The organism is Oceanicaulis sp. LC35 (assembly GCF_052055585.1).
Lineage (GTDB): Bacteria > Pseudomonadota > Alphaproteobacteria > Caulobacterales > Maricaulaceae > Oceanicaulis.
In genome coordinates this window covers 383,777-410,344 of record NZ_CP170485.1, presented here as the reverse complement: position 1 = coordinate 410,344, position 26,568 = coordinate 383,777, and the positions used below count along the sequence as shown (strand labels likewise).

Genomic DNA, 26,568 nt, shown 5'->3' with positions numbered 1-26,568 from the left:
CCTTTTCAGGGCTGCTCCTAGGAGACAGCGCCCGACTGGATGACGGTCATGGCGTTCCGGTTGGTCGCCCAGCACTGCTCGGAGGACTGGTTGCAGACCGGACGCTCTTTACCGTAGGACACGGTGGAGATGCGGGACGGATCCACACCCTGGCTGACCAGGAAGTCGCGAGCGGCGTTGGCGCGGCGTGCGCCCAGAGCCAGGTTGTATTCACGGGTGCCGCGTTCATCGCAGTTGCCGGCGATCAGGATGCGGGCGCCCGGATAGGACGCCAGCCAGGCGGCCTGACGACGCAGGGTCGTGCGGGCTTCGTTGGACAGCGTGTGCTGGTCCAGCGCGAAGAAGACGCGGTCGCCCGCATTCACTTCAAAATCTTCCACCGAACCCGGGATCGGGCCTTGCGGTTCAGGGTTCTGCTCAACGACAGGACCCGGATCCGGCTGAGGCTCCGGCGTGTACGGCTCAGGCTGCGAGGCGCAGGCGGCCAGCGAAGCGCTGAGCGCCAGAGCGGCAAGAATAGACAGGCGTTTCATAATAAGGTCGTCCTCTCCAAGCCTATGTGACTCTGCATAGGCAAATCGGTGTGGATGCTATCAGAATGGGCGCGCTTCACACCCCCAAAAAATCCCCAAAACGCGCACCTCGGTGATGACATTAGCCGAGCTAAGCTCAGTCGATCAAGGGCGACCAAGCCGGATCACTCGCTTGCCCCTGCGTCGGCAAACGGCGCAGATTGAAGCCCGCCAAATCGATGCTCCAGATCGAATACGTCGTCCCTTCGCGCGTTCTGTCGCCGCGTGTGAACAACAACACACGGCCATTGGGCGACCAGGCGGGCGTATCCACGAAGTAACCTTCATACAGGATACGTTCTTCGCCCGAGCCGTCCGCAGCCACAACGCCCAGCATGAACTGGCCATTGCGCTGTTTGGTAAAGGCGATCAGGTCGCCACGCGGACTCCAGACCGGAGTGGTGTAGCGGCCTTCGCCAAACGTGATCCGCTGCGGGTCGGTCCCGTCTGCGTTCATCACGTACAATTGAGATTGCCCGCCGCGAGAAGACGAGAACACCACCTGCTCGCCGGTCGGCGCATAGGAAGGCTCCACATCATCGGCGGGGTGGGTTGTGAGCTGGCGCAGGGTGCGCGAGCGCAGATCAAACTTGAACAGGTCATGCCCGCTATGGCGCTCGGCGGACACCACCAGCTCGCGACCATTGGGATGGAAGCGCGCGGACAGGGACTGGCCTTCGCTGGCGAGCGAGGGGCCGGTGTCAAACAGCGCTTCCTGACGGCCCGTCTCAAGGTCGTACAGGTAGGAGGTCGCGCGACCGTCACGGAAGGACACATAGGTGATCTGCTGGGCGCTCGGCGAATAGTTCGGCAAGAGCGCCATATAGGACCGGTCGGTCAGGAAGGACGGGTTGGCGCCATCCTGATCCATCACCGCCAGACGACGGATCGGCTCGTTATTGGGGCCATTGCCCTCGGAGACATAGACGATGCGGGTGTCGAAATAGCCGCTCTCACCGGTCAGACGCTCATAGACGGCGTCCGACACCTTGTGAGCGATGCGGCGCCAGTTGTCTGGAGACGTCACGAACTGCAGGCCCTGCATCTGCTGTTCGGTATTGGCGTCCCACAGGCGGAAGGCCACGAGCATGCGGTCATTCTCGTCAATCGTCACCTCGCCCACCAGCAGCGCGGAGGCGTTGATCACGCGCCAGTCGCCAAAGCGCGGGCGCAGATTGATGTCTGAGATGTCCTCGATGAACGCCTCGGGATCGACCGGAGCGAACAGGCCCGAGGTCTCGAGATTGTTGCTGATCACACGGGAGATGTCCGCGCCGATCTCGGCTTCGCGATTGTCGTCGCCCATGAAGTCGGGAATGGCGATCGGGGTCGGGTCCAGCGTGCCTTCGGTCACGTCCACAACAAGCGGAGTTTGCGCAAAGGCCGAGCCGGCTATCACGATCAGGGCGAGGATCGGTGCAAAGAGGTAGCGCAGGACGGTCATGGAGAAGCTCCCGGGTTTCGGACGGAGGATCAGCGATTACGTTGGGTGTCGACATTAACCCGGAGCACGCGCCACTGGGCGTAATGCTCGGGGGGCAGAGGATAGGGCTGGCATTCGATCGCGCCGCGCAAGGCTCGTTCACCCGCCACTCTCAGGAAGGAATTGGGCGAATTCATGATGCGCGCTTCGTCGATCAGACGCGGCGGAACCGACAGGCGTCCATTGCGCTCCAGCCGCACTTCCATGGCGACGCGAAGGTCCATACTGGCCGGCGCGTCCGCGTTCGAGCGAATGCAGCGACTGATATGAGACGCCGCCATCGCCGACAGGCTGGCGGTCATGTCCGTGCCTGCGCCGACGCTGTTGCGCTGCTCGCCCGTTTCGGCCTGACCTTGCGGGGCGGCGTTATCGCGCGAGCGGTCCACAAGCTGGGACAGCGCGTTGAGATCGAGGGATTCCTGACGCGGTTCAGGCTCGCGCGGACGGGGCTGCGGGACCGGCTCGGGTTCCGGCTCAGGTTCGGGTTCAGGCTCCGGCGGCGTGGGTTCGGGTTCGGGCTCCGGCTCGTCCTGAGGCGCAGGCGGAATGACTTCCGGCTGGGCTTCAGGCTGCACGGGCTCCGGCTCCGGCTCTGGAGCAGGTTGCGGCGCAGGCGTTTCGATGACCTCTTCGGGTTCAGGCTCCGGCTCGGGACGGGCGGCGCGCACATTCGTCTCGCGCGCCAGCGTCACCAGCTCGACGGGCACATAGGTCAGCTCTTCGGTCAAACGCCGCGTATGCGGAAACGCGATCAGCGCGCTCGCAATCAGCCCTGCATGAATGCACAGGGAGAGGATGAACCCCAGGGCCTGACGCATGGCCCGACCCCCTATTCGCGGATCGGTTCGGTGACGAGGCCGATATTGGTGTAGCCAGAAGCCGACACCCGGGCCATCACCCGCATGACATCGCCATAGGGGGCGCCATCATCGGCGCGGATATAGATCCGTGCTTCAGAACCTGCGCCGGTAATTGCGGCCAGACGCGGGGCGAGCTCGTCAAACTCGACCACAGTCTCCATCAGATAGAGCGTGCCGTCCGCCTGGATCGTCAGGGTCAGCGGTTCTTCCGACGTGGTCATGGCGCGCGCTTCGGTGTCAGGCAGATCGACCTCGACCCCCACCGTCAGGAGCGGCGCGGACACCATGAACACGATCAGCAGCACCAGCATCACGTCCACGAACGGCGTGACATTGATCTCAGCCTTGGGCTTGAAGCGACGACGCCCATTGCCGCCGCCGGAGTCGAGACCGCCAGCCATGAGCTAGTTCCCCCGGCTCGCAAGCGCCGCCAGGTCATCCACCAGGCCTTCAAGGCGGGCGGCGTATTTGGCGAGATTGGACGACAGGGCGTTAAAGAAGATCACGGCCGGAATAGCGGCCAGAAGACCCAGGGCGGTCGCGAACAGGGCTTCGGAAATGCCCGGGGCCACGACGGCCAGAGACGTATTCTCGGACGCAGCGATGGAGCGGAAGGCGTTCATGATGCCCCACACCGTGCCGAAGAGACCGATGAAAGGCGCGGACGAGCCTATGATCGACAGCACGCCGAGACCGGCTTCCATCTTGTTCAGCTCGCGATTGGCTTCCGCGCCGCCGCTTTTGGCGACCGCGTAACCGTCCCAGTCACGCATGGCGGCCGCCAGCACACGGCCAAAGGGCTCCTTGGCGGGCTTGGCGTATTTGTCGACCAGTTGATCGAGGGAGCCGCCGGACCAGAAATCGTTTTCAAAGCGCGAGGCGCCGGCATGGGCCTTGTTCAGCTGCATCCACTTCTCGATGGCGATGGCCCAGGACCAGATCGACATCAACGCCAGGATCGCCATCACCGCCTTCACCACGATGTCGGCGCGCATGAACAAATGCATGATGGTCAGTTCAGTGGCCGGACCCGTCAGCTCAACTGCAACGCTTTCCATGGAAACTCCGCTAGACCCTCACGCACCCGCGCCGAGCGGATGCGTCATTATGAAACGCCCTCGGCAAGCAGGTGTAACCGCACGCACGCGCCACGCCAAGCCGAACTCTTCGAGCCGGGCATAACATCAACAGAAAACACCGCGATTGGGGCGAATTGAGGGAGAATTCTAGTCGGTTACGTAGCGTAACACCTGATCCAGCATGCTCTTGGGCAAGCGCCTTGGGCGCCCCTCAAGGTCGATACAGGCCGCTTCCACATCGGCGGTGACCAGCACTTCACCCGCCGCCATGACCCGCTGGCGGATCACCAGCCGGGCGCCCTTTGCAGACAGAAACCGCGTCTCGATGGTCAGAGCGTCATCAATGCGGGCAGGCTTGAGATAATCGAGATTGATCTTGCGCACGGCAAAGCCCAGCGGCGGGTCCAGTTTCAGGATCTCGGCGTGAGATATGCCCGCACAGCGCAGGGCGTCGGTCCGACCCCGCTCCAGGAATTTGAGATAGTTGGCGTAATAGACGACGCCCGTGAAATCGGTGTCTTCGTAATAGACCCGGACAGACAACTGGTGCGTCTTGTCATCGAGCCAGACACCGGCATGGGGTTCGGCCATTACGCGCCCTCCCCGAACAGATCGTCACTGAGATGACGCGGCATGGTGAAGCCCAGATGTTCATAGGCGCGCTTGGCCGCCACCCGGCCGCGCGGCGTGCGCATGATGAAACCTTGCTGGATCAGGAAGGGTTCGACCACGTCTTCCAGCGCATCGCGCGCCTCGGCGCAGGCCGCCGCCAGCGTTTCAACGCCCGCAGGCCCGCCGCCAAAACCATCAATCAAAACCCGAAGATAGCGCCGATCGAGGCTGTCGAGCCCCACTTCGTCCACGTCGAGCCGTCTCAGCGCAGCGTCGGCGGCTTTTGAATCAATGACAGGCACGCCGTCTTCCTCGGCGAAGTCGCGCACCCGGCGAAGCAAACGCCCGGCGACGCGCGGCGTGCCGCGGGCGCGCTTGGCGATCTCGGTCGCGCCATCCTCGCTCATGGGCGCACCCAGCTTGGCGGCGGCGCGGGCGACAATGCCGGAGAGTTCTTCGGTAGAGTAAAACTCAAGCCGCACCGGCACGCCGAAGCGGTCCCGCAAAGGCGTCGCCAGTAGACCCGCCCGAGTCGTGGCGCCCACGAGCGTGAAGGGCGGCAGATCAATGCGCACGGTGCGCGCGCTCGGTCCCTCGCCGATCACCAGATCAAGGCAGAAATCCTCCATCGCCGGATAGAGAATCTCCTCGACCGCCGGGAGCAAGCGGTGGATCTCGTCGATGAAGAGGACGTCGCGTTCTTCAAGATTGGTCAGGATCGCTGCAAGATCGCCCGCCTTGGCGATCACCGGGCCGGACGTGGCGCGAAAATTCACGCCCAACTCCTTGGCCACGATCTGGGCGAGCGTCGTCTTGCCAAGGCCGGGCGGGCCGGACAAGAGGACGTGATCGAGCGCCTCGCCGCGTCGCGCAGCGGCCTGGGTGAAGACCTTGAGATTGGCGATGGCGGCGGGCTGGCCCACGAACTCGTCAAAGGACAGCGGACGCAACGCCTTGTCCCGGCCATCGCCGGGGCTGGCTTCTGCTGAAATGATGCGCTCTTCGGCTTCGCTCACCGCGCCAGCTCCTTGAGGGCTGATTTGATCACAAGCCCTTCGGTCGCATCATCGCCCAGCTGACGCAAGGCTTCGGCGGCGGCCTTGCGTGCATCGCTTTCGCTATAGCCCAGATTGACCAATGCCGAGACGGCGGATTCGCGCATCACATTGTCTCGTGGCGCGGAGGGAGCAGACGGCGCATCCGCGCCCGCAGGGGCCAGAGCGGCGGCCAGACCTGCAACACCAGCGCCCAGCGACCGGCCCAATGGCGGCGCCTTGTCCTTAAGTTCGGTGGCGATGCGTTGGGCAAGCTTCTTGCCCACGCCCTTGGCGCGCTCGAACGGAATGGGATCGCCCAGAATGGCGGAGCTTTCGATCTCCCCGACCTCGATGGCGTCCAGCATGGCGAGGGCGTGCTTGGCGCCCACCCCCTGCACCGATTGCAGGCGCACGAACCAGGCGCGTTCGGAATCGCTCAGGAACGCAAACAGCTTGAACTGGTCCTCGCGTACATGGGTCTCGATATGAAGCGCGACCGGCTTGCCCGGTTCAAGCCGGGCCAAAGTGCGCGATCCGGCGCTGACCAGATAGCCGACGCCGTTCACATCAATGACGGCCTCTTCCTCGCCCACACAATCGACGACGCCCTTGAGCTTTCCGATCACGACGCGCTTCCTTTCACGCTGGTTCTATGGTGCGCATGACAGACTGCGACAGCCAGCGCGTCGGCGGCGTCCGCATCCGCTTTCGATCCGGGCAGCAGGATGGCGATCATCGCCGCGACCTGCGCCTTCTCCGCCGAGCCCGTGCCCACAACCGCTTTCTTGACAAGCTTGGGGGCGTATTCGCCCACAATCAGACCCGCGCGCGCCGGGGCCAGCATGGCGGCCGCCCGGGCCTGACCGAGCTTGAGCGCGCTGACCGCGCTGGCGTGAACGAACTGGTCTTCCACTGCGGCTTCGTCGGGTTTGTGCGCGATCACAAGCTCTTCAACGGCGTTGTAGATCACCGTCAGTCGTTCAGCCATGGGCGCTTTGGAGGGGGCCTTGATGACACCATAGCCGACCAGCGACAGGCGCGAGCCGGTCTGGTCGATCACCCCCCAACCCGTGGCGTTCAAACCCGGATCGATGCCCAATATGCGAATCGCGCTGCTCATCCGGCGCCAGCATAGAGCACTTGGAACAAAACGCGACCAAACTCTGCACGCGGGCCCGTTCAGATCGCATTCAGCTTCTCAGGGACCATAATCGGTGTAAGGTCATTGTCTTTGGGGGAGACGGGCATGAGCAAGAAACGGACGCTCTCACGGCGGTCCTTCCTGACCCAGGTCGCAGGCGGCGCAACCGCCATCGGCGCGGCGGGTCTTACGGGCTGCACCACGACCGGCGCGGGCTACACCGGGCTGACCGATCAGGATACAGGCCCCTACGCAGACGCTGTGGGATACGGACGCCGCGGCGCCTATGGCGGCGAACGCAATTGCACCGACGCTGATCAGGGCCCTTATGCCGATCCTGCAAATCAGGGCCGCAATTGCCGCGGACAGTCGGGCTTTACCGACAATGATCAGGGGCCGTATGCGGACCCGCCCGGTCAGGGTCGCGGCAACGGCTACCAGAACGGTTATACTGACAACGATCAGGGCCCTTACGCCGACCCGCCCGGACAGGGACGCGGGGGCTACCAGAATGGCGTCACCGATAACGACCAGGGACCGTACGCCGATCCGCCGGGTCAAGGGCGCGGCAACGGCTATCAGGGCGGATATACCGACAATGATCAGGGGCCGTATGCGGACCCGCCCGGTCAGGGTCGGGGCGGCCATCCGGGCGGCGGACGCCAATGCACGGACTCTGACTCAGGGCCCTATGCCGATCCGGCCAATCAGGGACGGCGCTGCTAGCCCTCATGTCATCCACGCCTGTTTCCACGTCCGGCGCGCTGGCCAGCCTCCTCGCGCCCCACAAGACAGATACGTTCTTTGAGACCGCCTTTGAGCAGACCCATCTGCATGCGGCGGGGACGGACCATGACCGGTTCAAGCCACTGATCAGTCTGGACGCCATCGACCGTATTCTGGCTGAAGACCTGTTGCGGGAGGGCGATCTGTCCATGGCGCGGGCCGAACCCCGCCTGCAGGCCGGCGCCTGGCTGCGGGAGGACGGTCTGGTGGATCGGGGCGAGGTCGCGAGGCTCTACCAGCAGGGCGCGACGCTGATCCTGCCCCAGCTGCAGGCGCGTCACCGGCCGCTGGCCGATCTCTGCCGTCAGCTGGAAGCGGAGTTCTCGTGCCCGGTCCAGACCAATATCTATCTCACCCCGCCCAACGCGCAGGGCTTTCAGACCCATTACGACAATCACGATGTGCTGGTGCTGCAGGTCGAGGGCTCCAAGCGCTGGCGGCTCTATGACGCCCCGGTGGGCACGCCCTATCGCGGCGAGCGCTTCACGCCGGGCCGCTTCGCCCAGACCGAGCCGCGCGACGAGCTGGTGCTGAACCCCGGCGATGTCCTTTATGTGCCGCGCGGGCTGATGCATGACGCGGTCAATGAAGGGACCGACGAGGCCTCGCTACACATCACGACAGGCCTTCTGGCCAAGACCTGGGCGGACTTCCTGCTCGAAGCGGTGTCTGAAGCCGCGCTGCGCACGCCGCAACTGCGCCGCGCTTTGCCGCCCGGCTTCGCCCGCGGCGCCGTCAGCTCCGGCGTGTTCGCAAAAACCTTTGCCGAAGCGCTGGAAGCGGTGGGCAGGAACGCCGACATCGATGCGGTGCTGGGCCTTTTCACCGACACCGCCCTCACTTCACGCCCCGCCGATACGCGCGGCGCGCTGACCTTTGGTCCGATCACGGCGGACACGAAACTGAAGCGCCGGGCGCTGATTGCGCTCGACCTTGTGGATGACGGGGATCATGTGGCGCTGGTGGCGCCGGGCGGCGCGCTGACTTTTGACGCGCCCGCTGAAGCCGGGCTGGAGCGGCTTTTAAAGGGCGAGACCATCAGCCTGTCAGACTTTCCCGCACTGGACGAGGCCAAGGCGCGCGACCTGTTTGAGCGGCTGATCGCCTATGGCGTGGCGGAGCGGGCCTGAGCCCGCCCCGCTTTCGCCTAACGATTGTCGAGCTGGGCGCGCACCAGCTCCAACCCTCGCCGCGTAATTCGGTAAGGCCCGCCTTGTGAGGACGCCACCGCGCGCTTGGACTTGAGCTTGCGGAACAGGCGCGGGGTGACGCCGGGCATGGCCCAGCCCTCCCGCGTGATCAGCTCCACATCAAGAATGCGGCCGGATGAGGTTTTGGCGGCCTGCAAACGGCCGCCTTTAGCCAGCGCGTGCAGCACGCGCTGTTCGTCTTTTGAAATATCCATGGGTCTGTCGGTCCCGAGGGTCCGCAGCCAGGCCGCGGACGCAAGAAATCGGCGCTCGCTGATCGTAGCGAACGGGCTCTTGAAGGCCGCCTCACCCCGCACATGCGAGGCGAGGCCCTAACGGGTCTCAGACAGAGTGTTACTCATAAGCGGCCCGTATAGCATGAACGCTCCGGGCCGCCTATGACTTCCAGGTCACACCCGGGCGAGCGCCTGCTCGACCACGGCGTCGGCGGTGATGCCGAAATGCTCGTACAGGGCTTCCGCCGGACCGGACGCGCCAAAGCCATCCATGCCGACAAAGCCGCCCTCAAGGCCGATCAGGCCATCCCAGCCCCAGCGGATGGCCGCCTCGACCGCGACCACCGGCAGGTCCGGGTTCACGACCGATTTGCGATAGGTTGCATCCTGCTTGAGGAAGGTTTCCAGCGACGGCGCCGACACGACGCGCGCGTTCACGCCCTTGGCCTTGAGCTTGTCCTGCGCTTCCAGCGCCAGGCACAGCTCGGTGCCGGTGCCGATCAGGGTGACTTGCGCCGCGTCTTCGGCCTCGCGGATCACATAGGCGCCCTTGGCCGACAGGTTTTCAGAGCCGTCATCCTGACGCGCATGGGGCGCTTTCTGACGCGACAGCACCAGAACCGTCGGGCCGTCGGTGCGCTCAAGCGCGGCTTTCCACGCTTCCGCCGCCTCGACGGCGTCGCCGGGCCGATAGACCGCCACATTCGGCATGGAGCGCAGGGCAGTGAGATGCTCGACCGGTTGGTGTGTCGGGCCGTCTTCCCCAAGACCGATGGAGTCGTGAGTGAAGACATAAATCACCGGCTGGTTCATCAGCGCGGACAGACGGATCGCGCCGCGGCAATAGTCCGAGAACACCAGGAAGGTGCCCGAATAGGGCCGCAGACCGCCATGTAGCGCCATGCCGTTCATGGCCGCAGCCATGCCGAATTCACGCACGCCGTAATGGACGTAGGAACCCGAAAAATCGTCAGGCGTTATCGAGGCCATGCCCGGCGCACGGGTGTTGTTGGACCCGGTCAGGTCCGCAGAACCGCCAATGAGGCCCGGGAAGGTTTCCCAAAAGGCTTCGATGGCCTTGCCGGACGAGGCGCGGGTCGCCAGCGCCGGCTTGTCAGCGAGGGTCTTCTGAATGTGGGCGTCAAGCGCGTCAAGCGCGGCTTTCGGCGGCTGGCCGGAGATTTGCGCCTTGAAAGCGTCGGCCTTGTCAGACGCCGCGAGACGGGCGTCCCAGGCCTCGCGGGTCTGGCCGCCCAGCTCGGCGGCGAAGCGCCAGCCGTCATAGATCTCGTCAGGGATCACGAAGGGCGCATGGCTCCAGCCCAGCGCTTCGCGCGCGCCCTTGATTTCCTCGGCGCCCAGCGGCGAACCATGGCTGCCTGCGGTGCCCGCTTTGGTGGGCGCGCCGAACCCGATGGTGGTCTTGCAGGCGATCAGCACCGGCTTGTCCGACATCTTGGCGTCGTTGAGCGCCTTGTCGACGGCGGCGGCGTCATGGCCGTCCACTTCCATCGTGGTCCAACCGGCGCTCTCAAAGCGCTGGCGGTGATTGACGGTGTCAGACAGGGCCGTGTCGCCATCGATCTGGATGGAGTTGTCGTCCCACAGCACCACGAGCTTGTTGAGCTTGAGATGGCCGGCGATGGAGATGGCTTCCTGGCTGACGCCCTCCTGAAGATCGCCGTCAGAGGCGATCACCCAGGTGCGGTGGTCCACCAGATCATCCCCATACTGGGCGTTCATGATCCGCTCGCCCAGCGCCATGCCGACCGCAGTGGACAGGCCCTGACCCAGCGGGCCGGTGGTCGTTTCGATGCCCGGCGCATGACCGAACTCAGGGTGGCCGGCGGTTTTCGAACCCAGCTGACGGAAGTTCTTCAGCTCGTCCATGCTCAGCGCCTCGACCCCGATCAGGTGCAGGATCGAGTAGAGCAGCATGGAGCCATGGCCCGCAGACAGCACGAAGCGGTCACGATCGGCCCAGTTGGTGTCCTTGGGGTCAAACTTGATGTGCCGGGTCCACAGAACGGTCGCGGCGTCGGCCATGCCCATGGGCATGCCGGGGTGACCGGAATTGGCGGCCTCGACCGCGTCCATGGACAGGGCGCGGACAGCATTGGCGAGGGGCTGGATCCGGGCCGGATCAAGAGCGGGCTGGGTCATATCGCAAGCCTTTTAAGAGCGCGGGTGCGAGGGGGCGTATCCGGAATGTGTTTACACAGCCCTGAAGACAATCAATCAAGGCCCAATCTGTGCGTCAGGTCCCGTGCCGGACCGTCAAACCCGGCCATGTCGCCGGAAAGGATGGAGCGGGCAAGGCTTTTGCCCAGCTCGACGCCCCATTGGTCAAACGGGTTGAGGCCATAAAACAACGCCTCGACGAAAACCTTGTGCTCGTGCAGGGCCAGAAGCGCGCCGAGGGCTTCGGGGCTCAGCGTCTCCATGACGAAGGTGGCGCTGGCCCGCCCCCCAGCAATGGCGGTGTGCGCAGCCAGCTCACCCTCGCCAACCCGGCCATGGGTCAGGGCGGCGCCCTGGGCGGCGAGATTGGCGTTGAGCGCGCGCACGCGTTCATCCGTGCGGCCATGATCCGCAATCGCGATGAAATCGACGGGGGCTTCATCGAGCCCCTGATGCAGCCACTGGAATACCGAATGCTGCAGGTCTGACCCGCGTCCGCCCCAGACGAGCGGCCCGCAATGGCTCTCGGCCAGAGGCCCACCTTCGGCGTTCACCGATTTGCCGAGGCTCTCCATTTCGAGCTGCTGGAGATAGCTCGCGAGCCGCTCAAGCCGGGAGGAATAGGCCGCCACGCAACGAGACGGCAGACCGCGACCGGCGCGGTTGAACACATCAATCAGCGCCTTAGCGACGGGCATGTTGCGCGCCAGCGGCGCCGTCGCGACATGCTCATCCATGGCCCGCGCGCCCGCCAGCAGGCGGTCAAACACCTCCGCGCCCAGCCCGACTTCGAGCGCCAGCCCGGCGGCGGACCAGAGCGAATAACGCCCACCTACACCGTCGGGGAACGGGAAGATGCGCGCCTCTTCAAGGCCAAACTCTCGCGCCTTGTCCGGGCAGGCGGTGGCGGCGGCGAAGCGCGGCGCCACGCCCTCTTCCCCCAGACGCTCGACGATCCACGCGCGGGCAGCGCGGGCATTCATCAACGTTTCCTGGGTGGTGAAAGATTTGGAGATCACCAGGATCAGCGTGGTCTCGGCGTCCGCGCCTTCCAGCGCATCATCAAGGTCAGCCGGATCAAGATTGGACACAAAGCGCGTGTCGATCCCGACGCGCCGAAAAGCCTTGAGCGCATCATAGACAAAACGCGGACCGAGATCGGACCCGCCAATGCCGATATTGACGATCCGGCGCACCGGATGACCGTCCAGACAGTCAGGCCGCCCCACCTGCTCGGCGAAGGCGCGGGTTTTCTGGCGCGCCTCGGACAGCGCCGCCCCCGCAGGGGCATCGCCTAAAAGCGCAGCGTTGCGGCAAGCCGGGTGCAGCGCGGGGCGTTGCTCGGTGCCATTGACGATCTCGCCTGCAAACAGACGCGCGATCTGCGCGTCGATCTTCAGACCTTCCGCCTGTTTCAGAAGCGCGCGCCAGCCATCAAGGTCGAGCTTCTGACGGCGCAGATCGAGATAAAGCCCCGCCGCTTCAAACTGCAGGGCCTCGTCACGCGCCTTGTCGTCAAGAAGGTCCGCCATCTGGACGTCTGCTTGCGTCCCGGCGATCGCCTTCACACCCGTTTCAGGCGTCATCCCCGTCCCCCTCGACCGGGCGCTCCGCCGCCCAGATCAACACCGTCAGACCGCCTTCAATGCCCTCTGGTTGAAGCGTGCGCAACGATTTCAGGGTGAGCCCGCTGGTTTGAAGCCAGGCTGTGACTTGCGCAGGCGGGAAGCCGAGCCAGCGATGGTGATGCTCCAGACGCAGGCTTTCATGATGGTGCTCAGCGAAATCGACCACGAGAAGCAGACCGCCGGGCGCCAGCACGCGGGCGCATTCCGACAGCGCCGCCTGCGGGTCCGGCAGATAGTGCAGCACCTGATGCAGGGTCACGAGATCAGCAGCGCCGGCGTCCAGCGGCAAGGCGGACGCATCCGCCTGGCGCACAAAGCGCGAGGACAGGCCCGCCTCGGTCAGCTTGGCGCGCGCCACATGGAGCATTTCGCGGCTGAGATCGACGCCCATGCCTTCATCCGCCTGATCGATGAACAGCTCGAGCACCCGGCCCGTCCCGGTGCCCACGTCCACATGCTGATGGAAGCGCCGCCCATCGGCGAGCTCCACCATCGCTGCTTCCACCGCAGCTTCAGAGAAGTGAAGGGAGCGGATCGTCGACCATTCCTGTGCGGCGGCTTCGAAATACTTGGCCGCTTCCTCGGCGCGCAGGCGCTTGAGCTCCTGCAGGCGCTGGCGATCACGATGCACCTGGGGCTCGTTGGCTTCGGTGAACTCCTCCACCAAAGCCGCGAGGCGACTGACCGGCCCGGTGCGCATTAGGCGATAGAACACCCAGCCGCCTTCAGGAAAGCGCTCGCACAGACCGGCATCGGCCAGAAGTTTGAGATGGCGTGAAATGCGCGGCTGACTTTGCCCCAGCACTTGCATGATTTCACTGACGGTGAGTTCACCCTGGGACAGGAGCGACACGATCCGCAGGCGCGTTGGCTCAGCCAGAGCCTTGAGCTTCGCCAACAGATCAGATTGCATCGTTTCTCCCACCCGGCGCATTGCGCCTGAAACCTATCCCCCACCGATTAGCGGGAGAATGGCGAAAAGTCATCTTTTCCGCGCGGCTTAATGCGCTTTCTGCTCAGCCTTACCCGGCTTCGTCATCTTCATGGGCGTGCGCAAGCCGGGCAATGTTGCTCTGAAGGTGGGCCGGGCGTGTCGTGGTGAACAGCGCGCTGACAACCCCCGGACGCTTCAACGCCTGCGCAAGCCCGTCCGGGGTCGCAATCCGGCCCCGACCGGCAGGAACGCCGCGCAAGCGCCGGCCCAGGGAATACAGATCAGACGGCGTACGGGGCGCGCGCAGAACCGGCGGCGCATCCCCCGCCGTTTCGATGGCGACCACGCCCACGCCGGCAGCGGCGGCGCGATCAAGCGTGGCGGTCTCCGCCGCATCCAGAAAGGGATGCACCGGCGCCATGAGCATATCGAACATGCCCACATCCAGCGCCCAGTCGAGCGCTACAGTTCGGCCCGCCGCCCCCAGCCAGCGAAAGGCGCCAGCCTGTTTCAGCGCATCAAGGCGCAGCTTCAACTCCCAGGTCAGCTCATGCAGCGCAGCGCCATGAATGATGAGCAGATCCACGCCCTCCACGCCCAGACGATCGAGGGAAGCACGCAGGCTGGCTTCTATCCCTTCCGGAGACAGGTCCCGGCGACGCCCTGAGAGGCCGTGGCTCATCAGCCCGACCTTGGTGGAAATAACGAGATCGGACCGATCCAGCCCCCGTAACGCCCGCCCCAGACGACGCTCGCACTCCCCTGCGCCATAGGACGGCGCGGTATCGAAATAGCGCACGCCGCCCGCCACAGCCGCCTCGATCAACGCCTGGGTTTGCGACGCCGGCAAGAGGGGCGTGCCATGGGCGCCGGATACGCCAAAACCGAGAGGGGAAAGCTCAACCATTCCCAGACGCTAAGCCGTTTTTTCGGGTTTCGCCACGCCTCAGCGCCGCTCGAATGAAAACCACAATACTTGACAAGAACACAGTTAAAGACAGCTAATCATGTCGCGCAAAAAATAAAAAACGCGCCATATGAATGCGCTCTGGGGAGGAGCAAAATGTTTAAACAAATCATGGGGGCCTCTTTGGCCGCCCTGTCCTTCGCATCTGCACCATCGCTTGCTCAGACTTGGGATTTCACCGCTGGCAAGTCTTATGTGTTCGGCGACAGCCTGTCAGATACGGGCAATGTGTTTTTGGCGGTGGGAGCTGGCGGACCGCCGGTCCACTTCAATGGCCGATTCTCCAACGGGCCTGTCTGGCACGAATATCTGACCGGTGACACGCTGGCCCTGTCGCCCTTCCTGTCCGCGATTGTTGGCGACGCCGCCAACGGCATCAACTTCGCCCATGGCGGGGCCCGCACCTATGGCTTCGCCAGCAGTCCCGGCGGCCCCATCCTGCCCGGCTCGATCGAGCAGGCCCAGTTCTACGCGGCAGGGGTGGCCAATGGCAGCATCGCCGCGCCCACTAGCTCGGATATTTTCTCGATCTGGATCGGGGGGAACAACTTCCTGTCCGCGCTGAGCGGCAGCGGCACGCTGGATATTGACCAGGGCGTCGCGGACATCCAGCAGACACTGGCGACCCTGGCTGAGGCCGGCGCACAGCGCTTCGTGCTGTTCGGACTGCCGCCGATCGGCACGTCTGTTGAGGCGCCCGCCCCGTTTGACGCCCAATTCGACCTCGCTGCTTCCCAGTTCAATCTGGGGCTTCGCGGCGTGGATGCGGCCATCTCCGCCCAGTACGGCGCAGACGTGCTTTACATCAATGTCGAGGACCTGCTGCTCGATCTCTATTCCGATCCGGCTGCGTATGGTTTCAGCGAGGTGCGCCTTGATTGCGTCAGCCAGGGCCTGTTGCTGGATGCTTGCCCGTCTGACTGGCAGGACTATGACGGCGTTCACCCCACAACCCAGTCTCACGCCATGCTGGCCGCTTTCGTCATCGCAAGCGGGGCGAATGACGACTATGCCGCGCAAAGCGCAGGCGGCCTGTCCGAGCACGCCTATCAGGTCAGTCGCCATCTGATCGTGGATGCTCTGGATGCGGCCGGACGCGGACAGGCTGAAACCGGCGCCTATCTGACTGGCGGCTGGCTGGATGGCTCGGTTGACGCCGAGGGCGACAGCGCAGGCGTGGACTATGACGGCTGGACCGTGTCCGGGGGCTTTAACGCCAATCTCGGCAATGGCTTCTTCACGGGCGGCCGCATCAGCTATGCTGACACCAGCAGTGATGTTAGCAGCGTGCTCGCCGCTTCAGGCGAAGCGGAGACTTTCGCAGTCGCCGTGCATGGCGGCTGGTCGACCGGCGCTTTCTATCTGATGGGCGCAGCCGGTCTTGGCCGGACGGATATGGATACGCTACGCGCAACGGGCTTTGCGCCCCGAAATGCGGTGTCCGGGGCCTGGGCGATTGATCACAGCTTCACCGCCCTGGAAGCCGGGGTCGGGTTCGCCATCGCGGAGGGGTTTGAGCTCACACCCTATCTGCGGGGCGTCTTCACCGATTACGACCTGGCGTCAAATGTTGAGCAGGGCCCGCTTCTCGCCGGGCGCTATCAGGACACCGACTTCAGCAGCACGCTCTATGAAGCGGGCGTCCGGGCGGAATGGCAGGTGTCAGATGCTGGCGTCCTGCAGGTCGGCCTCGCCTATGAAAGCGAGGACGACGCGGAACGCACGCTGGGCGTCCTGCTCAATGATGTCGACCTGTCCACGGCGCGTGTGGGCGGGAATGAGGATGGCCTTGTCCGGGCGCAGCTGGGCTATGAGGGCCGGATCAGCGAGCGGATCAGCGTCGCCCTGACCGCAGCAGGCCGCACCGGGGATGGAACGGAAAGCCTTCAGGCGCGCTTGCAGGTGCGGATGGGCTTCTAGACACCGGCCTTGATCCTGGCCGTCCTCAAGCGGCCAGGATTACCCCAACTTCGCTTCCACCAGCCGGATCGCTTCGCGGACCGCCTCGTCGACCGACATCTCTGAAGTGTCGAGCTCGATGGCGTCATCCGCCTTCAGCATTGGCGCATCGGCCCGGCTGGCATCCCGCGCATCACGCTGTCGCAGCTGGCCCAGCACCTGCTCGAAGCTGATCTCTTCGCCGCGATTGACGAGCTCGGCCCGGCGCCGCCAGGCGCGGGATTCCTCGTCCGCGGTGACGAACAGTTTCACATCCGCATCCGGGCAGATCACCGTACCGATATCGCGGCCATCCAGCACAGCGCCGCCGGGCTGGTTGGCGAAAGTGCGCTGCACATCCAGAAGCGCTGCGCGGACTTTGGGGTGGGCGGAAACCACGCTGGCGGCGACGCCGGCGCCCGCCGTACGGATCTTGCTTTCATCAATGGCGCTCACGTCCAGCGTACGCGCCGCCTGTTCCGCCGCGTCGGCGTCTTCAGGCGGCAGGCCGGCCTCGATCATGGCGACCGCGACCGCGCGATAGAGCGCGCCGGTATCCAGATGCGGCACGCCGAACCGCGCCCCGAGCGCGCGCGCAATGGTCCCCTTGCCTGAGGCAAGCGGACCATCAACGGCGATAATCACGGAGCGCGATGAGCCGGTCATCAATCGAGCGCGGCCATGTCTTCGTCAGAAATGTCGAAGTTGGCGAAGACCGTGCTGACGTCATCGAGATCTTCAAGCGCTTCCATGAGTTTCATCACGGTCGCAACCTTGTCGCCGGTGACCTCAATCAGGTTTTGCGGCTTCCAGATGATGTTGGCGGACTTAGCTTCGCCGAACGTCTCCTGCAGGGCGTTGCTGACCTCGGCGAGGTCTTCACGCGCACAGTAGATGACGTGTTCAGGGGCAGGCTCGCCATCGTCATCGACGAGATCTTCCTGCACCACATCCTCGGCGCCCGCCTCGATGGCGGCTTCGAACATGGCTTCCTCGTCCGCAACCGAAGCCGGGAAACGAATCTCCCCCAGCTGGTCGAACATGAAGCTGACCGAGCCGGTCTCGCCCAGATTGCCGCCGTTCTTGGAGAAAGCGGCGCGGATGTCGCTGGCGGCGCGGTTCTTGTTGTCCGTGGACGCTTCCACGATCAGACCGATGCCAGCCGGGCCGAAACCCTCATAGCGGATTTCAAAGTATTCTTCGGCATCACCGCCCGCAGCCTTGTTGATGGCGCGTTCGATATTGTCCTTGGGCATGGACTGACCCTTGGCGTTCTGCACGGCAAGGCGCAGGCGCGGGTTCATGTCCGGATCCGGGCCGCCCATTTTCACAGCGACCATGATTTCCTTGGACAAACGCGAGAACAGTTTGGCGCGAGCCTTATCCTGGCGACCTTTGCGGTGCTGGATATTGGCCCATTTTGAGTGGCCGGCCATGGTCGAAACCTCCGGGTGGGCGAATGGCGCGACGGCTTTTGCGAAGCCGCATGAATTCTTGGAGCGGGCCTTCTACCCTATCGAGGGCGCTTCGGCCAAGACCTTGAGCGCTCAGCGCCTGCACTGGCCTTCAGCGGCGGGGCATGGCATTGAACCGAAGTCTCCGCTTTGATGCTCGTTAAAGGCGCCCCATGACTGTTATCGCCGTTATTCCCGCCCGTTACGGCTCCACACGTTTTCCCGGCAAGCCCCTTCACGAAATCGCCGGCGTGCCCATGGTCGAACGGGTGCGCCGACTGGCCGCAGCCGCGCCCGCCATTGATCGGGTGCTTGTGGCCACCGATGACGACCGCATTCTGCAAGCGGTCAAAGACTTTGGCGGCGAAGCGGTGATGACGCCCGAAAGCTGCCGCAACGGCACCGAGCGCGCCTATGAAGCGGTGAAGGACTTCGCCAAACCCGACGACGTGATCGTCAATCTGCAAGGCGATGCGCCGCTGACCCCGCCCTGGGTGGTGGACGCCGCCGCCGCTGCGATGAAGGCGGACCCCACACTGAAACTCGCCACGCCTGCAGTCGCGCTGAGCGAGGATGCGCTGGACAAGCTGAGCGAAGCCAAGCGCCGTGGCGAAGTGGGCGGCACCACGGTCGTTTTCGACAAGGCCATGAACGCGCTCTACTTCTCCAAGGCGATTATCCCGTTCAAACGCGAGAACACCGGCCTGCCGATCTACAAGCATATCGGGCTTTACGCCTATCGCTTCGACACGCTGTCCGATCTGGTCAGGCTTGAGCCCAGCCCGCTGGAGCTGACCGAAAGTCTGGAACAGTTGCGCGCGCTCGAAAACGGCATCCCGATCCGGGTCGTGCTGACCGAGTATCGCGGCCGCACGCCCTATTCTGTGGATTCCCCGCGCGACGCCGAAGTCGCCGCCGAGATCATCGCCCGCGAAGGAGAGATCCTCTAATGCTGCTCATCCTGGCCCGCCACGGCAACACCTTCGGCCCCGAGGACACCCCGGTCTGGGTTGGCGCGAACGAAGACCTGCCTCTGGTCGACAAGGGGCTGGAGCAATCGCGCGCCATGGGCGAAGCCCTGCGCGATCTCAATCAGCTGCCGGACCGCATCCTGGCCGGCCCCCTCAAACGCACCCGTCATGGCGCCCGTCTTGTGGCGGAAATCTGCGGCTTCACGGGTGAAGTTGAGATCGATGAGCGCCTGAAGGAAATCGATTACGGCGTCTGGGGCGGCAAGTCTGACGCCGAGATCACCGAAAGCTGGGGCGAAAGCGCCATCACGGACTGGCGGGAGCGCTCCATCGCTCCGACCGGCGCAGGCTGGAGCCCGACCGTGGAGACCCTCAAATCCAACGCTCGCAGCGTTCTGGATTCGGTGTCGCGCGACCGGGGCGAGGACAAGGTCGTCTTCATTCTCACCTCGAACGGCGTCTTGCGCTATTATCACGAGCTCCTGGCGGGACAGGACGCCTCGAAAGAGGACGCCAAGGTCAAGACCGGGCATATGGGCGCAGTGCGCATCACCGCTGAAAGCCGCGAGCTGCTGGGATGGAATCTTTCACCGGACGCCTTCGTCGAGGCTCTGCGTTCGTGAGAACGCGCTGGCGTCTTACGTCAGCCACCCTGGCGTTGCTGCTGACGCTGAGCGCCCTGTTCATTGCAGCAGGCGGCCTGGGTCTGGCGACATCCATGGCGCTAATCGGCTTCATCTTCGCGCCGGTCGTTTTCGTCTCCGGCTGGCGCGCGTTCAAAAGCGCCCCGACCCTGGTCTTTCTGGGCGTGCTGTGCGTGGGCTGGTTATGCCTCTCCCATGCATGGTCGCCGTACGAGAAGGCTGATCAGGCCTACAAGATGGCGCTGCTCATCCCGCTCTTCGTCATGGGCGCCTATGCCGGTTTCAGGCTGACGCGCGAGGAAGCGGAACGACAGGGGCAGGTTCTCACCATCGTCTGTCTTCTGGTGGGCGGGTATTTCCTGATCGAAGCACTGTCAGGCGGGATGATCGGCGGCTGGATCGAACTCAATCTTGAAGAATCCACCTATCCGGCGGAGGCCATCCGCAACGCCAAAGTGACCCTGTCGCGCGGCGCGACCGCTTTTCTCATGCTGGCCGGTCCCGTGGCCCTGATGCTCTGGCGGCGGGGCGAGACCCTGGACCGGGCCGGCGCCATGATCCTGATAGTCATGGCGGGCTTTGCAGCCGCCAGTTTTGACGTGGAAGCCAATATTCTGGCGTTCGGCTGCGGACTGGCGATTGCGGGGGCGACACTCTTCAAACCACGCCTCGCGCCTCAAATGCTGCTTGGCGGCGCGGGCGTCTGGGTCCTGGGCGCACCGTTGTTCATGGGCATAGGGCTCGCCCTGCTGCCCGACGGGCTTGAAGACCGGCTGCCGCTTTCCTGGGCCTGGCGGCTCGAGATCTGGCGCGCAGTACTGGACCAGATTCGTCAGGCGCCACTGATCGGACACGGCCTGGACAGCATGCGCGCGCTGAGCGATCCCGTGCCCTATCGAGACATCATCATCGACCGCCTGCCCCTGCATGCCCATAACGCCGGCTTGCAGATCTGGATGGATGCCGGCGCCACCGGCGCCATCCTGTGCTCGGCGACGCTGTTTGCTGCGGCGGGAGCCCTTGGACGGGCGCGCCTGAGCACCGACCAGCTGATCAGCCTCTCCTATGTGGGCGGCATCTGGTTGGTCAGCATCATGCTGGGGTATGGCGTGTACCAGGAATGGCACCATGCGGCGCTGGCGCTTGGCGTGTTCACGGCGTTCCTCAACAGGACAGACCCCGCCTCCTGAAACCGCCTGAGCACGGCGCCGTTCTTGCTCGATACCGCCATATCCGCCTTCAAGAGCGGGCTGCGCGTATCGAGGAGAGCCACATGTCGTCCCGGATTGAAGCACATGCACCGCCCTTCGCCGCAGGTCGGACGTCGCGCAAAATCAATCCGCTTCAAGTGTTCGTCCTCTCCGACATGAGCGCGATCAGCCTGGCGGGCATTGGCCTGCAGGCCCTGCAGAGCCTGACCCCCGCAGCCCATGACAAGGGTGAGTTAGCGGTCTTCTTCCTGTTTGGCGCCCTCCTGATGGGCTGGTTCAACGCCCGGGGCCAGTATCGCACGCGCCAGCCTGTCATGAGCGCCGCCGGCTCTGTGTTCAAAGCCTGCATGCTCGCCATGCTGGCGCAGCTTGCCGGGTCAGGGGCCTATGGCGACCTTCAACAGGCTTGGCCGCTGGCGGCAGGCTGGATGGCCGTCCCGGTTCTGGTCATGGGCCTGCGCCTTCTGGTCCGCAACCTGTTCAAGTTCACGGGCGGCTGGCTTCAACCCGTCACCGTGCTGGCGCCGCAGGCGCTGACCCTGTCGCCGGATAGCGTCATCAGCGCCGACACCGGCCATGGTCTGCGCGCCGAACGCAGCCTTGCTCTTGAACCTTTCGGACAGCTTGATGAAGACGCGCTTCTGGAGCAGGTCCGCGCCCTGTCCGGGCGTCCGCTGTTCCTGGCGCCAGACGCCGAGACCCAGCCCATCGCCTCCCGTCTGGCGGACATGCTGACCGCGCAGGGCGGCCAGTTCTATTACCGTCCCGCCATCGGCAGCATATCCGTTGAGTCCTATGACGCGCTGGCCCTGCCGCCAGAGGATGGTCTGATCCTGTCCATGCAGGACGCGCTCGACCGCCCCTTTGCGCTCGCGATCAAGCGTGGGTTCGACATTCTGGCCTCTCTGGCCGCGCTTGCCTTCCTCTCCCCTGTACTCGCCCTCATCGTGCTGGCCATCCGCCGCGACGGCGGTCCGGTTCTGTTCAGCCAGAAACGGTTGGGTGCAGACGGCCAGGTGTTCGATTGCCTCAAATTCCGCACCATGATGGTCAACGCCGAAGCCGAGCTGGAAGCCATCCTGAAGAGCGACCCGGAACGCGAAGCCCAATGGCGCGCCTATCAGAAACTTGATGACGACCCGCGCATCACGGCGGCCGGACGTTTCCTGCGCATGACCAGCCTTGATGAGCTGCCCCAGCTGATCAATGTCCTGCGGGGCGATATGAGCCTGGTCGGTCCGCGTCCCATGACGCTGGATCAGGAAGAGTGCTATGGCCCCGCGCTGATGGAATATGAGCGCGTGCGCCCCGGCCTGACCGGCCTGTGGCAAGTCAATGGGCGCAATCAGACCACGTTCGAGGAACGCGCCCGGCTGGACCGCTATTATGTGCGCAACTGGTCCTTGTGGCGCGACGCCGTGATCATCGTGCGGACCGTTCGTGAAGTCCTGTTCAGCTCGGGACGCTAGGCGGGCAGCTTTTCCGCAACGATCCGGTCCTGGAACTCACCGGCTCTTACTGCTGTCGACCAGTGCCCGCTTGCGACCGGCTCTGCGAGTTGCAGTCCTGCATCCCGCAGCCAGCCCTCAAAGGCGGCGCGTTCATAGCCGATGGCGCGTTCAGGTTCGCGCGGATCAGCCGCCCAGGCGCCATCCCGGAACGGCTTGAGCGGCAGGACCGCTGCGTCGAGCGTCATGCCGGGCTCCACCAGAAAGCCTGTCAGGCAAAGACGCCCTCCCGGCTTGAGGACCCGCCCCGCCTCCTTGAGATAGGCCGCAGCGTCTTCAGGCAGTAAATGGCTAAACAGAGAGATCGCCAGCGCTGCATCCATGCTCTCGTCATCTGCGGGAAAGCGATACGCAGCCGCCTTGGCCCCTGCGCCGCCATATTCCCGGCTTTGCACGTCCGCCCGGATGAAGTTGAAATGCGCGGCGCCGCGGGCGTGGCGTCGGGCGAAGCCCAGCGCACGCTCGGAAAGATCAAAGCCGGTATAGGCGCCCTGAGCGTCGAGGTAATCGGCCAGTGGAAATGCGAGCCGCCCGGCGCCGCATCCCATATCCAGCACATGCGCATCCGGTTGCAGCCGGGCTGAGCTGCGGAACCAGTCGAAATACTGTTGTCCGATGAGATGGAAATCGCCGCCGCCGACATTGTGCCAGACCCGCCAGGGCCGTGGCACGCCTGGAGACCGGAGACGCAGCGGCAAGTCCTTGACGTCGCTCGCCAGGTTCCACACCCCGTTCACGACAGGTCGGGGCAGCACCCGATGCGCCCAGGATTTGAATGCGGTCGCCGGGCGCATACAGTCTTCCTCATTCCCAAAGCCGTTTTATGGTGCTGTTATGATTGAGGAGTAAGGGGTGTTCAAGTTGAACACGCCGCACACGAACCGGAGGGCCCCATGCAGATCTTTCTCGACACCGCCGAAATTAGCGAGATCGAAGCCCGCGCCGGCCTGATTGACGGCGTGACGACCAACCCGTCCCTGATCGCCAAATCGGGCGCCGGCGTCATGGAACGCATCAAGGAAATCGCCAAGGCGGTGTCCGGTCCGGTCAGCGCTGAAGTGGTCGCCACCGATCTCGACGGCATGCTGGAAGAAGGCCGCAAGCTGCGCGCCATCGGCGACAATGTGGTGATCAAGCTGCCGCTGACCGCCGCCGGACTGGCCGCCTGCCGGATCTTCAACGAGGAAGGCATCGCCACGAACGTCACCCTGTGCTTCTCGCTCAATCAGGCGCTGATGGCGGCCAAGGCGGGCGCAACCTACATCTCACCCTTTGTCGGGCGCATCGATGACGCAGGCGGCGACGGGCTCCAGCTTCTTCAGGATATCCGTGCGGTCTTTGACCAGTACGGCTTTGACACCTCCATTCTCGCCGCCTCCCTGCGCAGCCTGCAGCATGTCGAGGGCGCCGCGCTGGCGGGCAGCGACGCCGCCACGCTGCCGGTGAAGGTCTTTGACCAGCTGATCGCACACCCGCAGACGGATCTGGGTCTGGACGCCTTCATGGCGGACTGGAAAGCCACGGGACGCGACGGTCTGGTCTGAAGGCACACACCGCATGTTGCCGCATCTCGATCAGACCCTCGCTTCGATCGAGGCGCTGAACGCCTATGTGTTCGATCGCAAGGTTCGTCGCTTCCAGCGCACCCTTCTCAGTGGTGACAGCCTTGAGCTCGTTTCGCCCTTTTCCGGTCGAGCGCTGGCGTGCGCCGAGGCCCGACTGATCGCCTTCATCAACGATCCGTACCATTTCAAACTGCCGCTCTATGCCTATCGGTTCGAGGATGAGCGCGACCTCTGGGTGATGAGCTTCCAGATCGGGCTCGGCTTCCCGCTCTGCGCCCTGTTCATCGATGGATTGTACTGGGTCTACACCCATGATGCCCCGCCCGGACCCGCGGTGTTCAAGGTCCTGGAGCGCTTGTCGCGCGACTTGCCCACATCCGCGAAAACGCCCGAAGAGACGCCCCTGTCAGAACCGCTGGCGATGACCGGGCATCCCAATTTCGCCCACCATATGTGGAACGAGTTGCCCGCGCTCTTTGCGCTCCAGAGCGAGCAGCCCGTCCAGACCCGCAGTTTCTTTGCGCCGCTCGGTCCGCTTCAGGGCGTGACCCCGCCCGCGCCGTTCACGCCGATGCACCGCACGTCGCCGCCTTTCTTCACGCCTCTTGGCGGAGAGCATCTCGATCAGCCCACCATTGATGTTCTGACCGCAGACATGCCTGAACGCGCCCCTCGCCGCGGTAACGTGCAAAGCCCCGTCATCTGGATCGCGTACCGCGAGGATGGGCGGATGTGCGAGAATTTCATGGCCTATCTGGCGGCCTTTGACCGGGAAGCGCGCAAGGTTTGCGCCCCGCGCTATATCCTGGACAGCTTCTCGGACCCCGAGGATCTTGATCAGGCCTGGTATGCGCCCGTGCGTCCGCAATTTGAGGCCCGGCGCGCGCAATCAGAGGCCTTGTTCAAGCAAATGTCGGAGATCATCAGGCGGCCTGACGCTCTTCTGACGACTACCTCGGGCCTTGGCGTTCGCGCGGCGATCGCGCTGGCCCGGACGGCGGATTATTACATCACGCCGGTCGGCTCGATCCAGCACAAGGTGGCCTGGCTTCAGGCTCTGCCCGGGCTGGTGCACGGCCCCAAGATAACGATGAACGACAGCACCGCCCAATGGCACGCCGACCAGTCCGCCATCGCGATCAAGCCTGCGACCTTGCCCGCCGAGCTGGTGGAGGACACCGAAGCCTCCCGCCACCATCCCAGCGCGCCGCGCAACATGAACTACCGGATCACCGATCCGGAAGCCGCCGCCGCTTTCACGCTGGGTCACATGCGCGACGTGCTCAGCCTTTGATCACACGCGCCCGGATCGTGCCGTCAATGGCGCGCACGCGGTCGAGGAAGTCGGCGGGCAGCTCGCCTTCGAGATCCGCCACCGCATACCCCAGATCGCCCTCGGTCTGCAGGAACTGGGCGGCGACGTTGGCGCCCGCCTGCTCGGCCGCATCGTTCAGACGACGCAGGAAACCGGGACGGTTGCGGTGCGGAACCAGCACGCGGGTGCGACCGGGCTGGATCGGACCGGGGTCCACATGCGGGAAGTTCACCGCAAAGGTGGTCGAGCCTTCATGCAGATAGCGCGCGAGCTTACCGGCCGCATCAAGGCCAATGGCTTGCTGGGCTTCCAGCGTCGAGCCGCCGATATGGGGCGTCAGGATGACATTGGCGCACCGGGTCAGCGGGCTCTCGAATTTCTCATCCTTACTCTTGGGTTCGACCGGGAACACGTCCACGGCGGCGCCCGCCAGATGGCCCGAGTTGAGCGCATCGGCCAGAGCGTCCACATCCACAAGGTCGCCGCGCGCCTGATTGATCAGGAAAGCGCCGTGCTTCATCAGCGCGATCTGGTCCTTGCCGATCATGTTCTTGGTGCGCGGGGTGGACGGCACATGAAGGGTGACCACATCACACTCGGTCAGAATGTCATCCAGCGTATCCATCGGTCGGGCATTGCCATGGGCCAGCTTGGGCGAGATGTCATAGAAATAGACATGCATCCCGAGCGCCGAGGCGATCACCGACAGCTGGGCGCCGATATTGCCGTAGCCGATAATGCCGAGCTTCTTCTTGCGCACCTCGTTGGCGCCATCAGCGGTCTTCAGCCATTCCCCGCGCTGGATGGAGAACATCTTCTCGGGAATGCGCCGCATCAGCATGATGACCGACGCCATGGTCAGTTCGGCCACGGACCGCGTATTGGCGAAGGGGGCGTTGAACACCGGCACGCCGCGTTCGGCCGCCGCGTTCAGATCCACCTGATTGGTGCCAATGCAGAAGCAGCCGATCGCCTGAAGCTCTTTCGCCGCGTCCAGAAGGGCGGCGTCCACATGGGTGCGCGAGCGGATGCCCAGGACGCTGGCGGAAGCAATCTCGGTTTCAAGCTGCGCCCGGTCTGGCGAGCCCGAGACCCGCTTGACGGTCACAGGCCCCGCAGTCTGGAGCGCGCTGTCGGCGTCCGAATGGACATTTTCCAGCAAAAGAGCGGTGTATTCAGGGGTCTGGGCCATGACGGGCGTCCCTTGGTTATGCTGCATTGCGTCACTGTGCCTGTTTGACCGAACATTTCAATGC

Annotated in this window: 27 protein-coding genes; 9 read left to right on the top strand and 18 right to left on the bottom strand. The window is 64.3% G+C overall.

The features are described from left to right. Positions 1-17: 17 nt before the first annotated feature. From pal to ruvC, 9 genes are all read right to left on the bottom strand, one after another. Complete coding sequence (pal, locus tag ACFELO_RS01935; protein ID WP_440958892.1) at positions 18-533, bottom strand: peptidoglycan-associated lipoprotein Pal; 516 nt, start codon at positions 531-533, stop codon at positions 18-20. A 136-nt stretch (positions 534-669) separates the two neighbouring features. Beyond that, complete coding sequence (tolB, locus tag ACFELO_RS01930; RefSeq protein ID WP_440958891.1) at positions 670-2,016, bottom strand: Tol-Pal system beta propeller repeat protein TolB; 1,347 nt, start codon at positions 2,014-2,016, stop codon at positions 670-672. A 29-nt stretch (positions 2,017-2,045) separates the two neighbouring features. Then, entirely contained in the window at positions 2,046-2,873 is an 828-nt protein-coding gene (locus tag ACFELO_RS01925) for a hypothetical protein (protein ID WP_440958890.1), read from the bottom strand. 11 nt (positions 2,874-2,884) lie between these two features. Next, complete coding sequence (locus ACFELO_RS01920; RefSeq protein ID WP_440958889.1) at positions 2,885-3,316, bottom strand: ExbD/TolR family protein; 432 nt, start codon at positions 3,314-3,316, stop codon at positions 2,885-2,887. Positions 3,317-3,319: 3 nt separating this feature from the next. Further along, positions 3,320-3,973 (bottom strand): MotA/TolQ/ExbB proton channel family protein, encoded by a 654-nt coding sequence (locus tag ACFELO_RS01915; RefSeq protein WP_440958888.1) that lies wholly within the window; start codon positions 3,971-3,973, stop codon positions 3,320-3,322. A 168-nt stretch (positions 3,974-4,141) separates the two neighbouring features. Beyond that, positions 4,142-4,585 carry a tol-pal system-associated acyl-CoA thioesterase gene (ybgC, locus tag ACFELO_RS01910; RefSeq protein ID WP_440958887.1) on the bottom strand — a complete coding sequence of 148 codons (444 nt, stop codon included), beginning with the start codon at positions 4,583-4,585 and terminating at the stop codon, positions 4,142-4,144. Further along, positions 4,585-5,622 (bottom strand): Holliday junction branch migration DNA helicase RuvB, encoded by a 1,038-nt coding sequence (gene ruvB / locus ACFELO_RS01905; RefSeq protein ID WP_440958886.1) that lies wholly within the window; start codon positions 5,620-5,622, stop codon positions 4,585-4,587. The genes ybgC and ruvB overlap by 1 nt, the downstream gene beginning before the upstream one ends. Next, positions 5,619-6,269: a Holliday junction branch migration protein RuvA gene (gene ruvA / locus ACFELO_RS01900; RefSeq protein ID WP_440958885.1), complete on the bottom strand. Its 651-nt coding sequence runs from the start codon at positions 6,267-6,269 to the stop codon at positions 5,619-5,621. Before ruvA ends, ruvB begins: the two co-directional genes overlap by 4 nt. After that, a complete protein-coding gene (gene ruvC / locus ACFELO_RS01895; RefSeq protein WP_440958884.1) occupies positions 6,266-6,763 on the bottom strand; it encodes a crossover junction endodeoxyribonuclease RuvC in 498 nt (165 codons plus the stop codon). The genes ruvA and ruvC overlap by 4 nt, the downstream gene beginning before the upstream one ends. A gap of 126 nt (positions 6,764-6,889) precedes the next feature. Here ruvC and ACFELO_RS01890 point away from each other — a divergent pair, with 126 nt between their 5' ends. Then, positions 6,890-7,510: a hypothetical protein gene (locus tag ACFELO_RS01890; RefSeq protein WP_440958883.1), complete on the top strand. Its 621-nt coding sequence runs from the start codon at positions 6,890-6,892 to the stop codon at positions 7,508-7,510. Between the two features lie 5 nt (positions 7,511-7,515). Continuing rightward, positions 7,516-8,700, top strand: coding sequence for a cupin domain-containing protein (locus tag ACFELO_RS01885; RefSeq protein WP_440958882.1), 1,185 nt, complete (start codon positions 7,516-7,518; stop codon positions 8,698-8,700). Between the two features lie 17 nt (positions 8,701-8,717). Here the strand turns inward: ACFELO_RS01885 and ACFELO_RS01880 are convergent, their stop codons facing one another. The 5 genes from ACFELO_RS01880 to ACFELO_RS01860 form a co-directional block, all read right to left on the bottom strand. Next, a complete protein-coding gene (locus ACFELO_RS01880) occupies positions 8,718-8,975 on the bottom strand; it encodes a YjhX family toxin (RefSeq protein WP_440958881.1) in 258 nt (85 codons plus the stop codon). A 195-nt stretch (positions 8,976-9,170) separates the two neighbouring features. Further along, positions 9,171-11,159, bottom strand: coding sequence for a transketolase (tkt, locus tag ACFELO_RS01875; RefSeq protein ID WP_440958880.1), 1,989 nt, complete (start codon positions 11,157-11,159; stop codon positions 9,171-9,173). Positions 11,160-11,230: 71 nt separating this feature from the next. After that, entirely contained in the window at positions 11,231-12,763 is a 1,533-nt protein-coding gene (pgi, locus tag ACFELO_RS01870; RefSeq protein WP_440958879.1) for a glucose-6-phosphate isomerase, read from the bottom strand. Beyond that, complete coding sequence (locus ACFELO_RS01865) at positions 12,753-13,718, bottom strand: ArsR/SmtB family transcription factor (RefSeq protein ID WP_440958878.1); 966 nt, start codon at positions 13,716-13,718, stop codon at positions 12,753-12,755. Before ACFELO_RS01865 ends, pgi begins: the two co-directional genes overlap by 11 nt. Before the next feature lie 109 nt (positions 13,719-13,827). Then, entirely contained in the window at positions 13,828-14,646 is an 819-nt protein-coding gene (locus tag ACFELO_RS01860) for an aldo/keto reductase (protein WP_440958877.1), read from the bottom strand. 156 nt (positions 14,647-14,802) lie between these two features. On the opposite strand from ACFELO_RS01860, the gene ACFELO_RS01855 reads away from it, so the two are divergent. Next, a complete protein-coding gene (locus ACFELO_RS01855; protein WP_440958876.1) occupies positions 14,803-16,626 on the top strand; it encodes an autotransporter domain-containing protein in 1,824 nt (607 codons plus the stop codon). Positions 16,627-16,665: 39 nt separating this feature from the next. Here ACFELO_RS01855 and cmk read toward each other — a convergent pair whose 3' ends face one another. Together cmk and ACFELO_RS01845 are read right to left on the bottom strand one after the other, a co-directional pair. Continuing rightward, on the bottom strand, positions 16,666-17,289 hold the full coding sequence (gene cmk, locus ACFELO_RS01850) for a (d)CMP kinase (RefSeq protein ID WP_440959882.1): 624 nt from the start codon (positions 17,287-17,289) through the stop codon (positions 16,666-16,668). Between the two features lie 20 nt (positions 17,290-17,309). Then, the gene (locus ACFELO_RS01845) at positions 17,310-18,080 is read right to left on the bottom strand and encodes a YebC/PmpR family DNA-binding transcriptional regulator (RefSeq protein ID WP_440958875.1); all 771 of its coding nucleotides are present in this window, start codon (positions 18,078-18,080) and stop codon (positions 17,310-17,312) included. Positions 18,081-18,271: 191 nt separating this feature from the next. On the opposite strand from ACFELO_RS01845, the gene kdsB reads away from it, so the two are divergent. The 4 genes from kdsB (at position 18,272) to ACFELO_RS01825 (ending at position 22,393) form a co-directional block, all read left to right on the top strand. Then, entirely contained in the window at positions 18,272-19,048 is a 777-nt protein-coding gene (gene kdsB / locus ACFELO_RS01840; protein WP_440958874.1) for a 3-deoxy-manno-octulosonate cytidylyltransferase, read from the top strand. After that, positions 19,048-19,692: a histidine phosphatase family protein gene (locus tag ACFELO_RS01835; RefSeq protein ID WP_440958873.1), complete on the top strand. Its 645-nt coding sequence runs from the start codon at positions 19,048-19,050 to the stop codon at positions 19,690-19,692. Before kdsB ends, ACFELO_RS01835 begins: the two co-directional genes overlap by 1 nt. After that, complete coding sequence (locus tag ACFELO_RS01830; RefSeq protein WP_440958872.1) at positions 19,689-20,903, top strand: O-antigen ligase family protein; 1,215 nt, start codon at positions 19,689-19,691, stop codon at positions 20,901-20,903. Before ACFELO_RS01835 ends, ACFELO_RS01830 begins: the two co-directional genes overlap by 4 nt. 83 nt (positions 20,904-20,986) lie before the next feature. Further along, on the top strand, positions 20,987-22,393 hold the full coding sequence (locus ACFELO_RS01825; protein ID WP_440958871.1) for an exopolysaccharide biosynthesis polyprenyl glycosylphosphotransferase: 1,407 nt from the start codon (positions 20,987-20,989) through the stop codon (positions 22,391-22,393). Here the strand turns inward: ACFELO_RS01825 and ACFELO_RS01820 are convergent. After that, the gene (locus tag ACFELO_RS01820; protein ID WP_440958870.1) at positions 22,390-23,226 is read right to left on the bottom strand and encodes a class I SAM-dependent methyltransferase; all 837 of its coding nucleotides are present in this window, start codon (positions 23,224-23,226) and stop codon (positions 22,390-22,392) included. The genes ACFELO_RS01825 and ACFELO_RS01820 overlap by 4 nt on opposite strands. Positions 23,227-23,325: 99 nt before the next feature. Between ACFELO_RS01820 and fsa the strand changes: the two genes are divergently transcribed. Beyond that, positions 23,326-23,976, top strand: coding sequence for a fructose-6-phosphate aldolase (gene fsa, locus ACFELO_RS01815; RefSeq protein WP_440958869.1), 651 nt, complete (start codon positions 23,326-23,328; stop codon positions 23,974-23,976). 13 nt (positions 23,977-23,989) lie between these two features. Next, on the top strand, positions 23,990-25,291 hold the full coding sequence (locus ACFELO_RS01810) for a hypothetical protein (RefSeq protein WP_440958868.1): 1,302 nt from the start codon (positions 23,990-23,992) through the stop codon (positions 25,289-25,291). Here the strand turns inward: ACFELO_RS01810 and serA are convergent. Further along, entirely contained in the window at positions 25,281-26,504 is a 1,224-nt protein-coding gene (gene serA / locus ACFELO_RS01805; protein ID WP_440958867.1) for a phosphoglycerate dehydrogenase, read from the bottom strand. The genes ACFELO_RS01810 and serA overlap by 11 nt on opposite strands. Positions 26,505-26,568 lie beyond the last annotated feature (64 nt).